The organism is Rhizobium leguminosarum (assembly GCF_019798305.1).
GTDB classification, from domain to species: Bacteria; Pseudomonadota; Alphaproteobacteria; order Rhizobiales; family Rhizobiaceae; genus Rhizobium; species Rhizobium leguminosarum_U.
On sequence record NZ_JAAXDD010000027.1, the window covers coordinates 42,967 to 55,408 of the forward strand.

The window sequence follows — 12,442 nt, forward strand, 5'->3', positions numbered from 1 at the left end:
GGATTTCAAACCTTCAATCCGTAAGCGGCAAGATCGCTGCGCAGCTTCTCAGGCCCCGAAAACAGCACCGCATTCCAACCGTAGGCCTTGGCGCCTTCGACATTGGCCGGCGCGTCGTCGATGAAGATCGTGGCATTGGGATCGAGGCCGAAACTTTTTGTATGGGTCTCGTAGATGGCGATATCGGGCTTGATCAGGCCGACATCGCCGGAAACGGTGACGCCGCGCGGTTTGGTCAGGAAGGGGAAGCGTTGCTGCGCCTCGCGGAACGTATCCGAGGCGAAGTTGGTCAGCATCGTTACATCACGCCCTTCGGCAATCAGCCCTTCCATGATCGCGACGCTGTCGTCATAGGCGTGCGGCACCATCTCGTGCCAATATTTGCGGAAGGCGCGGATATGCTCCTCACGCGCCGGGTGCTGTTTAATCAGCAGCGCTTCGGCCTCCGCCCATGCGCGGCCGCGGTCCTGCTCGATGTTCCAGTCATGGGTGCAGATATTGGCGAAGAACCAGTTGCGCTCGGTCTCATCGGGGATGAGGCGGCTGAAGGGAAGATGCGGATCGTAATGAATAAGGACTTTGCCGATATCAAAAACGATATGTCTTATGTCGGTGGTCATGGTCATCCCTTGGATGTTTTAAACGCGAGAGGAATAGCCGCTGCGATCGCTTTTTTCATGATGGTCGGTAAGGCCTGGGCTTCAAGATTTGTAACCGGCTCCCACCATCCGTCATTCGGGCCGTCATCCATGACGACCTTGGATGCAATCGCCGCGCGCCAGATCGAAAGCCTGAGCTCGAAATGGGTGAAGACATGGATGACGGTGCCAGAGGCCTGCCATGCCGCCTCGAAGGGCGCGGCGGCAGCCGAGGTCTCGCCGTCGATGCGCGCCGTCCAGGCGGTCGTCGGCACCTCGGTCATGCCGCCGAGCAGGCCGCTGTCGATGCGCCGCCTGAGCAGGATCTCGCCATCACCGGTGACCGCGATGAAGGCCGCGCCGTATCTGACCGGCTTCTCCTTCTTCGCCGCCTTGATCGGAAAAAGCTCGGGATCGGAAAGTTTGAGCGCCTGGCAGGCGTCTCGGAACGGACAGAGCGAACAGGCCGGTCGCTTCGGCGTGCAGATCGTCGCGCCGAGATCCATCATCGCCTGGGCGAAATCGCCGGGCCGATCGGCGGGCGTTAGCAGCGCCACCTTCTCTTTCATCGCCGGCTTTGCGGCCGGAAGCGGCGTGGCGATCGCATAGAGCCTGGAGATCACCCGCTCGACATTGCCGTCCATGACAGCCGCCTGCCGGTTGAAGGCGATGGCCGCGACGGCGGCTGCCGTATAGTCGCCGATGCCGGGGAGGGATTTGAGGCCCTCTTCGGTATCGGGAAAGATGCCGCCATGTTCTTTCGCCACCGCTTCGGCGCATTTCTTCAGGTTGCGGGCCCGAGCATAATAGCCAAGCCCCGCCCAGGCGGCCATCACCGCGTCGTTTTCGGCTGCGGCAAGATCGGTCACCTCGGGCCAGCGCTCAAGAAACCTCTCGAAATAGGGTTTGACCGCCTGCACCGTCGTCTGCTGCAGCATCACCTCGGACAGCCAGACGCGATAGGGATCGGGTTTGACGCCGCGGGCGGCCATGCCGGGCGAAACGCGCCAGGGCAGGTCGCGGTGGTGGCGATCGTACCAGTCGAGCAGAGGCATTGCTAAGGGCGTGTCGAGTGTGGTGATCGTCATGATTTGCCGCGATGGGGGGAAGTGCCTATACTTGCCGAAGCAATGCCGCGCGATCAAGTCGCCTGTGCGAAATGGCATGCGAATTGGCGGCGTCGCTGAAGGGTTTCGATGAGTTATCCACGCAAAGGTGCAAAGCAGATCTCCGAGCTGGCGAACGGGCTGATCGATCCCGTGCTCGCGCGGCGCGCCGGCATCAACACGGCTCTGCTCGGCTCGTGGAGCGAAATCGCCGGCGAGGATTTCGCCGATTGCACCCGGCCGGAAAAGATCGCCTGGGCCCGCGGCGGCAACGAGACCGGCGGCTTCCGCCCCGGCGTGCTGACGATTGCCTGCGAAGGCGCGCGCGCGCTGTTCCTCACCCATGCGCAAGGCGAACTCATCCAGCGCATCAACAGCTTCTTCGGCTTTGCCGCCGTCCACCAGATCCGCATCGTCCAGAAGCCGGTCTCGCAAGCCATCCGCCGCTCCCGCACCCCGCCGCCCCTAAAGGGCGAAGCCGCCCGCAAGCTCGAAGGCATGATGGAGGGGATAGAGAACGACAAGCTGCGCCAGGCGATCCAGCGCTTGGGCACGGCGGTGATGGGGAAGCGGGGACGATAAATGCGGCGCTTGCTCGATCGGAAAAAAGACCTGACCGACGAAATCATCCGTCGGAAAATCCGCGAGGCAATCGACGATCCGAGTTCGGATATCGATGCCGATACGATTTTCGAGCGGCTCGACCGTCTGCATGCCGAGCGAATAAAGACTGAGGGCGGTGGCGTTTAGCCCTGTCGACAAATCGAAGTTATGATTTCCGATATTCCCCGGGAATGGGCGGACTTCCCCACGGGCCGACGTCTTGCCCTGTATCGAGAATATCAAGTTGCCGCTGCACGGCTTGTTCAAGCTCATATTGCAAAGCCTGATATTGCTCGATGTATCCGTATTGATGCCAGGGCGACAGTTCGAAGCCGTTTTCAAAATGATTGTAGTAAATTACGGTCGGCCCCATGAGGGCCACCACCCAGCACCGGTCATAGCCCCGCAGTTCCCATTCTTCCGGCATGCGCTTGATTGCCTCCCACAGGGAGCGCTGCTTGCGGGACATTCGTGTCCAGCCGTCATTGATTTTGTCCCAAACTAGTTCTTCTGGAAATGACATTCAGCGCTCTCGCCCCGGCATGCCTAGTTTTTTGATCCTGCTTCGACAAGCTCGCGGGTAACAGCGAATTCCGCCCTGCCCGAGATCGAGCTATAAGGCTCGCACTGTGTGATTGCATCGGCGATCAACGGGGCTGCCGTTTTTTCCCATTCGGAAGGCGGCGTGCGGAAGTTGATCGATAAAAAGTCCGCGGATCCATCCTTGATGACCGCAACAACCATGAAGTCATAAGCGATCGGCGCGTCCGCAGGCAGCTTTAGACATTTAAGCATCTGATTGAAAACAACATTGCCGCCCTCTTCAGAGGCAAGCACGCTCGTGACGTTCATGGCCGATACGACAAAGGCGATAAGCAAGCCGTAGAGAAAAGTCTTAGTCAAAGAATACATTCAAAATACCCCTCTGAATAGTCGTCTGCTATACCTGTAAAGCAGACGGGAGAAAAGTCATGCTGGTCTTGCAGTTGCCCCCTGATATCGAAGCGCGGCTGATTGAGCTTTCCAGGCGCACGGGCCGCAGCAAGTGCTTCTTTGCGCGGCAAGCCATCCTCGCGCATCTCGACGACGTCGAAGATATCTATCTTGCCGAAAGGCGCCTCGAAGAACTTCGCCGCGACGAGGGCGATACCGTGCCTCTGGCCGAGCTGACGTCGCATTACGGGTTGGATAACTGAGTTTCATCGACCAGCCGGTACGAGGTAGCAGCCCTTGCGATCTCTACCGATGAAATCGAGCAAAAGCTCCAATCTCGCAATTTTTGATCTATGGTCTTCCCTCGGTCACAATTCTTTGAAGGAAGTTGGTTCACCGTGCCTTGTGAGCGGCCGCCAGCCGTTATATCGCACAGTCATGCCGTCAATCTCATATTTATGGGGAATCCATGCAGATGTCCGAAATGCAACTGACGAAACGCCGCCTGCTCAGCGGTATCGCCATCGCCGCAGCTGCCGTAGCGCTTGTCGCCTGCAACGACAGCAAGGACGCTGCCGATGCGTCGTCCTCCGGCAAGACCATGGCTGACGGCACCAATGTCGACACCATGCAGACGGCCGCCACGGCGGCAACCGAAATGCCGCAGTCCGATGGCGATATCGACATGACCGAAGTGCTGAAGCCCGGCGCGCTGCCGGAAATGGCGCTGGGGAAGGCCGACGCCCCGGTCAAGATCGTCGAATATATGTCGATGACCTGCCCACATTGCGCTCATTTCCACAACACCACCTTCGACGCGATCAAGCAGAAATACGTCGACGCCGGCAAGGTGCAGTTCATTATCCGCGAATTCCCCTTCGACCCGCGCGCCGCCGCAGCCTTCATGCTTGCTCGCTGCAGCGCCTCCAATCCGGAACAGTTGAGCACGCCGGAACAGTATTTCCCGATGGTTTCGATGCTCTTCAAGCAGCAGCAGGTCTGGGCCGCCGCCGATGACGGCCGCGCCGCACTGCTACAGATGTCGAAGCTTGCCGGATTTACTGAGGATAGCTTCACGAAATGCTTGACGAACCAGAAGCTTCTGGATGAAGTGAACGCCACGCGGGAAAGAGGTTCCAAGGATTTCGGCGTCAACGCCACACCGACTTTCATCATCAATGGCAAGCGCTACTCTGGAGACATGCCGGTTGACACCATGTCGAAGCTCATCGACAGCCTGCTCTGAACCGGATCGTTTCGATAGAACGGGCGACGGCGAAAGCCGTGCGCCCGTTTTTTTGTGGCTGCGTGGGGAATACCCCCCTCTGTCCTGCCGGACATCTCCCCCACAAGGGGGGAGATCAGCTGGGGGCGATGTCTCCTCCTTCATTATGCCTTTCACGACTGCTCAGAGTGAGCGGGTCTTTGTTTGGGGAAGCCTTCGCCACCTGCCGATCTCCCCACCTGTGGGGGAGATGCCCGGCAGGGCAGAGGGGGGTACCACGCCCTCCCTACGCTCCAGAGATGCTGCCTGCTCTGAACTGCGCTGCGGAGCGGCTGCATGAAGTTCAACAAGCTGCGTCTGGTCGGCTTCAAATCCTTCGTCGAGCCGACGGAATTCATCATCGAGCGCGGGCTGACCGGCGTTGTCGGCCCGAACGGCTGCGGCAAGTCGAACCTTGTCGAGGCGCTGCGCTGGGTGATGGGCGAGAATTCCTACAAGAACATGCGCGCCTCCGGCATGGACGACGTGATCTTTTCGGGCTCGGGAAACCGCCCGGCGCGCAACACCGCCGAAGTGGCGCTCTATCTCGACAATGGCGAGCGCACCGCGCCTGCCGCCTTCAACGACAGCGACGAGATCCAGGTTACCCGCCGCATCGAGCGCGAGCAGGGTTCGCTCTATCGCATCAACGGCAAGGAAAGCCGCGCCAAGGACGTGCAGCTGCTGTTTGCCGATGCCTCCACCGGCGCGCGGTCGCCCTCGATGGTCGGGCAGGGGCGTATCGGCGAGCTGATCCAGGCCAAGCCGCAGGCCCGCCGCCAGCTGCTGGAAGAGGCGGCCGGCATTTCAGGCCTGCATTCCCGCCGCCATGAGGCCGAACTGCGGCTGCGCGCCGCCGAAGGCAATCTCGAGCGCCTTGACGACGTCACCTCGCAGCTCGAAAGCCAGATCGAGAGCCTGAAGCGCCAGGCCCGCCAGGCAAACCGCTTCAAGACGCTGTCTGCCGATATCCGCGCCCGCGAGGCGATGCTGCTGCATATCCGCTGGGTGCAGGCCAAGGAAGCCGAGGCCGAGGCCGACAGCGCCTTGAACCAGGCGACCTCCGTCGTCGCCGAAAAGGCGCAGATGCAGATGGAGGCGGCGAAGAACCAGGCTATCGCCAGCCTGAAGCTGCCGGAACTGCGCGAGGGCGAGGCGCGTGCCGCCGCCGCCCTGCAGCGCCTGCAGATCGCCAGAAGCCAGCTGGAGGAGGATGCCGGCCGCATTCTGCGCCGCCGCGACGAGCTGACCCGCCGTCTGGCCCAGCTTGCCGAGGATATAAGCCGCGAGCAGCGGCTGGTGGCCGACAATGCCGTCATCCTGGCAAGGCTCGACGCCGAAGAGGCGGAGATTTCGGAAATCCTCGCCGATTCCGGCCGTTATGCCGAGGAAACCCGCGAGACCTTCGAGGGCGCGGCGGCAAAACTGGCCGATAGCGAGCGCATCTTCACCCAGCTGACGGCCGAGCGCGCCGAGGCCGCCGCCGGCCGCAACCAGCTGGAGCGCGCCATTCGCGATCTCGCCGACCGCCGGATGCGCCTCGAACGGCAGATGGACGAGGCGAACCACGAACTGTCCGCCATCGGCGAGAAGATATCAGGCCTGCCCGATCCGGACGAAAAACGCGCCATCGTCGAAGCCGGCGAGATCGCCGTCGCCGACGCGGAAGCCGCGGTGCAGGCGGTCGACCAGGCGCTGGCCGCAGCCCGCCAGACCGAGGCGCTGTCGCGCGCGCCAGTCGAACAGGCCCGTTCGGCGCTGAATGCGCTGGAAACCGAAGCCCGCACGATTTCCCGCATGCTCGCCGCCGGTGCCACGGCCGGCAAATTTCCGCCGGTTGCCGACGAGCTGAAGGTTGACCGCGGCTTCGAAACCGCACTTGGCGCTGCCCTCGGCGACGATCTGGAATCGCCACTCGCTCCCGAGGCGCCGGCCCATTGGTCGGACAATGGCGATGGTGCCAGCGATCCCGCCCTGCCATCCGGTGTCGCGCCGCTGCTTGCCCATATAAGTGCGCCGGCGGCACTCACCCGCCGGCTGCGCCAGATCGGCCTGGTGGCGGAAGGCGATGCGCAGTCGCTGATGGCGGCGCTGAAGCCCGGCCAGCGGCTGGTGACGAAAGAGGGTGCGGTCTATCGCTGGGATGGCCACGTCACCGGTGCCGACGCCCCGAGTGCTGCGGCCCTGCGCCTGGCCCAGAAGAACCGCCTGGCCGAACTCGAAGGCGAAGCCGCCCTTGCCCGCGACGTGCTTGCCGAAGCCGAAGAGCGGCAGGCAGCCGCTGCCGAAGCGATCCGCGCTGGGGAGCGCCGGCTTGCCGAGGCACGCGACATGAGTCGTCTGTCGGCGCGCCATCTGACTGAGGCGCGCGAGGCGCTTGCCGCCGCCGAGCGTGCCTCCGGCGATCTGATCCGCCGCCGCGATGTCGTCAGCGAGGCGGCGAGCCAGCTGCGCGCGCAGCTCGAAGAGATCGCCATCCAGGAAGAGAATGCCCGCATTGAGCTGGAGGACGCGCCCGATCTGACTGATATCGACGAGCGGCTGCGGTTCCAGCAGGCGGAGGTGGCGACCGATCGCGGCGCGCTGGCCGAAAGCCGCGCCCGCCATGAGAGCCTCGCCCGGGAAAACGAGGCCCGCCAGCGCCGCATCGTGGCGATCGGCCAGGAGCGCGAGACCTGGCGCCAGCGGGCGGCAAGTGCTGAAGACCATGTCGCGACATTGCGCGAGCGCGAGGAAGAGGCGCGGGACGAGGCAGCCGAGCTCGAACTGGCGCCGGATGAATTCGACGACAAGCGCCGCGCCCTGCTCAGCGAGTTGCAGAAGGCCGAGGAGGCGCGCCGTCAGGCGAGCGACCTGCTGGCTGAGGCCGAACGCATCCAGCGCGAAGCCGACCAGAAGGCGACGACGGCATTGTCGGAACTTGCCGAATGCCGTGAACGCCGCGGCCGCGCCGAGGAGCGCCTGGTTTCGGCCCGCGAGAAGCGGCAGGAAAGCGAAGCCCGCATCCGCGAGGTCCTGAACGTCGCGCCGCACGAGGCGCTGCAGCTGACCGGGCGCCCGACCATGCAGGCGCTTCCCGATCCGCGCGAAGTCGAGCGCGAGCTGGAACGGCTGAGGATCGAGCGCGAGCGGCTCGGCGCCGTCAACCTGCGCGCCGACGAGGAACAGAAGGAGTTGAGCGAGAAGCTCGAAGCGCTGATCAAGGAACGCGACGACGTCATCGATGCGATCCGCAAGCTGCGCGGCGCCATCCAGAGCCTCAACCGCGAGGGCCGTGAACGGCTGATCGCCGCCTTCGACATCGTCAATGCCCAGTTCCAGCGGCTGTTCACCCATCTGTTCGGCGGCGGCACGGCCGAGCTGCAGCTGATCGAATCCGACGATCCGCTGGAAGCCGGCCTCGAAATCCTCGCCCGACCCCCCGGCAAGAAGCCGCAGACCATGACGCTGCTTTCCGGCGGCGAACAGGCGCTGACGGCCATGGCGCTGATCTTTGCCGTCTTCCTCACCAATCCGGCGCCGATCTGCGTGCTCGACGAAGTGGATGCGCCGCTCGACGACCACAATGTCGAACGCTACTGCAATCTGATGGACGAAATGGCGGCCTCCACCGAAACCCGCTTCGTCATCATCACCCACAATCCGATCACCATGGCCCGCATGAACCGCCTCTTCGGCGTCACCATGGCCGAGCAGGGCGTCTCCCAACTCGTCTCCGTCGACCTGCAAATGGCCGAACGCCTGCGTGAGATTGCCTGAGGTAGCATCCGGTTTCGGATGTTCCGCAGTGTTTGAGACACACCTCGGCCCGTGAGGTTGCCGACACCAGCCCCTCATCCGCCTGCCGGCACCTTCTCCCCGCTTGCGGGGAGAAGGGGCATCGCCGCAAGCTCTCCGTTTCCCACTGACCTCTCGCAAGGCACGTCCCCTCTCCCCGTTTTTACGGGGAGAGGGTTAGGGTGAGGGGCAGCCATTGGCGCCAACCGAGCATCCACGTCGACGCTGAGCGCCGACGCAATTTCAGCAAAGCTATGGCGCGGTTTCGCGCCTAGAAATTGCGTAAAATCAAAGGTCAAGCAATAAACACCAAAAAAGGTCGGCTCTCTTGTCGCTTGTACCCCATTTGGGTGATGCTCTTTTCGCTGACTTGCATTAGAAGTTGTTTCAACGCAACCTAATTACCCTGCTCGAAAACGGGCGATCAACGGTTGCGCATTGTCGAATTTGCGTGCGGCTTTCCGGGCGAGGGCAAGAACCGGAAACCGAGAGCAAATCTTGGGACGTAGCGATCTATTTTCCCAGGAAATGCGTATGACGCGGTCAGAGCGGTTCTGCTTGAGAAAAAGCTGAACCGTTCCTGGGTTGAGGGACCCCCCGTCCGGTTTTCCTGGCCGGACGGAAACAAGGCTTTGCGGGACATTGTTGCAGTCCCGCAAAGCTTTTTTTGTGCCTTGTTTTCTGTTTGGGCACCTTTCAACCGTTCCAAGGCCGCCCGCGGCCAAGATTCATTGTGCAGCGCAACATTCTGCCGCATTTGTCGATTTTCATTTCAACACCAACGGATTAAGCTAACCCCGATTTGGTGTTGGGGGGAAGATGACCAAGTGGGTCTATAGGTTCGGCGACGGGCAGGCTGAGGGCCGGGCGCGCGATCACGAGATTCTGGGCGGCAAGGGCGCCAATCTCGCGGAAATGTGCGCCCTGGGATTGCCGGTGCCGCCGGGGCTGACGATCGTCAGCGATGCCTGCAGCACCTATTACAAGAACGGCCGCCACATCGAGGATGCGGTGAAGGCTGAGGTGCGCGCCGGCATATCGGCGATCGAGGCGGTCACCGGCCGCCGCTTCGGCTCGGTCAGCCAGCCGCTGCTCTTGTCGGTGCGCTCCGGCGCCCGCGTCTCCATGCCGGGCATGATGGACACGGTGCTCAATCTCGGCCTCAACGACGAGACAGTGCAGGCGCTCGGCCATGATGCCGGTGATGCGCGTTTTGCCTGGGACAGCTACCGCCGCTTCATCCAGATGTATGCCGATGTCGTCATGGGCCTCGGCAACGACGCCTTCGAGGAGATCCTGGAAGACGAGAAGGCCAAGCTCGGCCATGAATTCGATACCGAACTCAGCGCCTCGGAATGGCAGCACATCGTCTCGCTCTACAAGAAGCTGATCGAGGAGGAGCTGGAGCAGGAATTTCCGCAGGATCCCGAAGTTCAGCTCTGGGGCGCGGTCGGCGCCGTGTTTTCCAGCTGGATGAGCGCGCGCGCCGTCACCTACCGCCAGCTCCACAATATTCCGGAAGGCTGGGGCACGGCGATCAACATCCAGGCGATGGTCTTCGGCAATCTCGGCAACAGTTCGGCGACCGGCGTTGCCTTCACCCGCAACCCCTCGACCGGCGAGAGAGCGCTTTACGGCGAATTCCTGGTCAATGCCCAGGGCGAGGATGTCGTGGCCGGCATCCGCACGCCGCAAAGCATCACCGAGGAGGGGCGGATTTCCTCGGGCTCCGAAAAACCCTCGATGGAAAAGCTGATGCCGGAGGCGTTTCGCGAGCTCTGCCGCATCTGCACCGATCTCGAAATCCATTACCGCGACATGCAGGATATCGAATTCACCATCGAGCGCGGCAGGCTGTGGATGCTGCAGACCCGCTCGGCCAAACGCTCGACGCGGGCGGCCATGAAGATCGCCGTCGACATGGTCGACGAGGGGGTGATCACCGAAGACGAGGCGGTGCTGCGCATCGAGCCCTCGAGCCTCGACCAGCTGCTGCATCCGACGATCGATCCGCGCGTCACCCGCCAGGTGATCGGCACCGGGCTGCCGGCCTCGCCGGGGGCTGCCACCGGCGCCATCGTCTTCACGGCGGAAGAGGCGGTCGAGGCCGAAGCCGAAGGCCGCAAGGTCATCCTGCTGAGAGTCGAGACCAGCCCCGAGGATATTCACGGCATGCATGCCGCCGAGGGCATTCTGACGACCCGCGGCGGCATGACCAGCCATGCGGCAGTCGTTGCCCGCGGCATGGGCATCCCCTGCGTCGTCGGCGCCGGCACGATGCGCATCGATCAGCGCAACGAGCGGCTGCTCGGCGTCGGCGTGACGCTGAAGAAGGGCGATATCATCACCATCGACGGTTCTGCCGGCCAGGTGCTGAAGGGCGAGGTGCCGATGATCCAGCCGGCGCTGTCGGGCGATTTCGGCCGCATCATGGGCTGGGCCGACCGCGCCCGGCGCATGACGGTGCGCACCAATGCCGATACGCCGGCCGATGCGCTCGCCGCCCGCTCCTTCGGCGCCGAGGGCATCGGCCTTTGCCGCACCGAGCACATGTTCTTCGAGGGCGAGCGCATTCATGTCATGCGCGAGATGATCCTTGCCGTCGACGAGAAGGGCAGGCGAGTGGCGCTCGACAAGCTCTTACCGATGCAGCGGCTGGATTTCACCGGCCTCTTCACCGTCATGCACGGCCTGCCGGTGACGATCCGCCTGCTCGACCCGCCGCTGCACGAATTCCTGCCGAAGACCGACGACGAGGTCGCCGAGGTCGCCTTCGCCATGGGCATGGAGGCATCAACCCTTCGCCAGCGCGTCGATGCGCTGCACGAATTCAATCCGATGCTCGGCCATCGCGGCTGCCGGCTGGCGATCTCCTATCCCGAAATCGTCGAGATGCAGGCCCGCGCCATCTTCGAGGCAGCGGTCGCCGCAGCCAAGGAGACCGGGGCTGCCGTCGTGCCGGAGATCATGGTGCCGCTGGTTGGCCTGCGCACCGAGCTCGATTACGTCAAGGCGCGCATCGACGAAGTCGCCGGCGAGGTGATGAGCGAGGCCGGCATGAAGATCGATTATCTCGTCGGCACGATGATCGAGCTGCCGCGCGCGGCCCTTCGCGCCCATGTGATTGCCGAGGCCGCCGAATTCTTCTCCTTCGGCACCAACGACCTGACGCAGACGACCTTCGGCATCTCGCGCGACGACGCCTCGGCCTTCATCCCCACCTATCAGCGCAAGGGCATCATCGAGCACGATCCTTTCATTTCGCTCGATTTCGACGGTGTCGGCGAATTGATCAGCATCGCCGCCGAGCGCGGCCGCCGCACCCGCAACGACATGAAGCTCGGCATCTGCGGCGAACATGGCGGCGACCCGGCCTCGATCCGCTTCTGCGAAACGATCGGCCTCGATTACGTCTCCTGCTCGCCGTTCCGCGTGCCGATCGCCAGGCTGGCGGCGGCGCAGGCGGTGATTGCAGGCAGTCTGGAAGAGGTCAGGCGCGGTCCGAAAGACCTGCGGGCAATCGTGTAGGATATTCGCTGGAGTCTGGGGGCAGGGCGCCTGGGACACTCAGTGGTGATGCCGCCAGTGATCGCGGTAGATATAAGGTCCGTTCAGATCCCAGGCCATGTCGTTCATCAGCTCGGCACTTTGCGCCCGCGATTCGGCGCGCCGGTCGAGATCGATGCGCTGCAGGCAGGTGGCAAACCCATCCGTGCCGCGCCGGAAGCCATAGCCCAGACAGCGCTGCTCATCCGCCGCCCGCCGCTCCTCCGGCGTCATCGTCTGGCAGGCGGAAAGCCCGGCGACGATGGTGGCGAGGGCGGTGATGAGAAGACGAATGCGCATTGGTGTGGTCCTTGGAATGCTTTTCCGTGAGGAGAGGCCATTCGGGCGAGGGCGTCAAGCTGCTCTTGGTATAGGAGATCGCTGAGGCCAGCCCCTCATCCGCCTGCCGGCACCTTCTTGGATGACAAAAATGTAGGATACTAACGCTTCCGGGCGGGTGGCCGCCCGCCCGGAAGCTGGTTGTCGGATCGTCACCTTCTCAGTCGTTTGGGACTGTGGGGAGCAGGATCGCAACCGGCTCTTCATCTGGCCCGTGTGGTTGCAGGAACCTTGGG

Annotated in this window: 11 protein-coding genes; 6 read left to right on the top strand and 5 right to left on the bottom strand. The window is 63.0% G+C overall.

Annotated elements, in window-relative coordinates; translation table 11 throughout:
- Nucleotides 1-5: 5 nt before the first annotated feature.
- Together HFO99_RS31865 and mutY are read right to left on the bottom strand one after the other, a co-directional pair.
- Nucleotides 6-620: an HAD family hydrolase gene (locus tag HFO99_RS31865; protein WP_222365630.1), complete on the bottom strand. Its 615-nt coding sequence runs from the start codon at nucleotides 618-620 to the stop codon at nucleotides 6-8.
- Nucleotides 621-622: 2 nt separating this feature from the next.
- Nucleotides 623-1,726: an A/G-specific adenine glycosylase gene (gene mutY / locus HFO99_RS31870; RefSeq protein WP_222365631.1), complete on the bottom strand. Its 1,104-nt coding sequence runs from the start codon at nucleotides 1,724-1,726 to the stop codon at nucleotides 623-625.
- Nucleotides 1,727-1,834: 108 nt separating this feature from the next.
- Here mutY and HFO99_RS31875 point away from each other — a divergent pair, with 108 nt between their 5' ends.
- The gene (locus HFO99_RS31875) at nucleotides 1,835-2,326 is read left to right on the top strand and encodes a DUF721 domain-containing protein (protein ID WP_033181362.1); all 492 of its coding nucleotides are present in this window, start codon (nucleotides 1,835-1,837) and stop codon (nucleotides 2,324-2,326) included.
- A complete protein-coding gene (locus tag HFO99_RS31880; RefSeq protein WP_222365632.1) occupies nucleotides 2,327-2,494 on the top strand; it encodes a type II toxin-antitoxin system ParD family antitoxin in 168 nt (55 codons plus the stop codon).
- Between the two features lie 19 nt (nucleotides 2,495-2,513).
- Here the strand turns inward: HFO99_RS31880 and HFO99_RS31885 are convergent, their stop codons facing one another.
- Entirely contained in the window at nucleotides 2,514-2,870 is a 357-nt protein-coding gene (locus HFO99_RS31885) for a hypothetical protein (RefSeq protein WP_222365633.1), read from the bottom strand.
- A gap of 23 nt (nucleotides 2,871-2,893) precedes the next feature.
- Nucleotides 2,894-3,259 (bottom strand): hypothetical protein, encoded by a 366-nt coding sequence (locus tag HFO99_RS31890; protein WP_222365634.1) that lies wholly within the window; start codon nucleotides 3,257-3,259, stop codon nucleotides 2,894-2,896.
- Between the two features lie 59 nt (nucleotides 3,260-3,318).
- Between HFO99_RS31890 and HFO99_RS31895 the strand changes: the two genes are divergently transcribed.
- From HFO99_RS31895 to ppdK, 4 genes are all read left to right on the top strand, one after another.
- Nucleotides 3,319-3,543, top strand: a complete 225-nt coding sequence (locus HFO99_RS31895) for a TraY domain-containing protein (protein ID WP_222365635.1) — start codon at nucleotides 3,319-3,321, stop codon at nucleotides 3,541-3,543.
- Nucleotides 3,544-3,755: 212 nt separating this feature from the next.
- Nucleotides 3,756-4,526 (top strand): DsbA family protein, encoded by a 771-nt coding sequence (locus tag HFO99_RS31900; RefSeq protein WP_409994951.1) that lies wholly within the window; start codon nucleotides 3,756-3,758, stop codon nucleotides 4,524-4,526.
- A gap of 315 nt (nucleotides 4,527-4,841) precedes the next feature.
- Nucleotides 4,842-8,303 (top strand): chromosome segregation SMC family protein, encoded by a 3,462-nt coding sequence (locus HFO99_RS31905; protein WP_222365637.1) that lies wholly within the window; start codon nucleotides 4,842-4,844, stop codon nucleotides 8,301-8,303.
- A gap of 837 nt (nucleotides 8,304-9,140) precedes the next feature.
- On the top strand, nucleotides 9,141-11,849 hold the full coding sequence (gene ppdK, locus HFO99_RS31910; protein ID WP_222365638.1) for a pyruvate, phosphate dikinase: 2,709 nt from the start codon (nucleotides 9,141-9,143) through the stop codon (nucleotides 11,847-11,849).
- Between the two features lie 39 nt (nucleotides 11,850-11,888).
- On the opposite strand, the gene HFO99_RS31915 is transcribed toward ppdK, so the two are convergent.
- Complete coding sequence (locus tag HFO99_RS31915; protein ID WP_222365639.1) at nucleotides 11,889-12,167, bottom strand: hypothetical protein; 279 nt, start codon at nucleotides 12,165-12,167, stop codon at nucleotides 11,889-11,891.
- Between the last annotated feature and the right edge of the window lie 275 nt (nucleotides 12,168-12,442).

Bases quoted from the DNA above. Each gene is read 5' to 3' on its own strand.
- HFO99_RS31915 (WP_222365639.1), bottom strand. From the start codon at position 12,167: ATGCGCATTCGTCTTCTCATCACCGCCCTCGCCACCATCGTCGCCGGG.
- ppdK (WP_222365638.1), top strand. From the start codon at position 9,141: ATGACCAAGTGGGTCTATAGGTTCGGCGACGGGCAGGCTGAGGGCCGG.
- HFO99_RS31865 (WP_222365630.1), bottom strand. From the start codon at position 620: ATGACCACCGACATAAGACATATCGTTTTTGATATCGGCAAAGTCCTT.
- HFO99_RS31905 (WP_222365637.1), top strand. From the start codon at position 4,842: ATGAAGTTCAACAAGCTGCGTCTGGTCGGCTTCAAATCCTTCGTCGAG.
- mutY (WP_222365631.1), bottom strand. From the start codon at position 1,726: ATGACGATCACCACACTCGACACGCCCTTAGCAATGCCTCTGCTCGAC.
- HFO99_RS31880 (WP_222365632.1), top strand. From the start codon at position 2,327: ATGCGGCGCTTGCTCGATCGGAAAAAAGACCTGACCGACGAAATCATC.
- HFO99_RS31890 (WP_222365634.1), bottom strand. From the start codon at position 3,259: ATGTATTCTTTGACTAAGACTTTTCTCTACGGCTTGCTTATCGCCTTT.
- HFO99_RS31900 (WP_409994951.1), top strand. From the start codon at position 3,756: ATGTCCGAAATGCAACTGACGAAACGCCGCCTGCTCAGCGGTATCGCC.
- HFO99_RS31885 (WP_222365633.1), bottom strand. From the start codon at position 2,870: ATGTCATTTCCAGAAGAACTAGTTTGGGACAAAATCAATGACGGCTGG.
- HFO99_RS31875 (WP_033181362.1), top strand. From the start codon at position 1,835: ATGAGTTATCCACGCAAAGGTGCAAAGCAGATCTCCGAGCTGGCGAAC.
- HFO99_RS31895 (WP_222365635.1), top strand. From the start codon at position 3,319: ATGCTGGTCTTGCAGTTGCCCCCTGATATCGAAGCGCGGCTGATTGAG.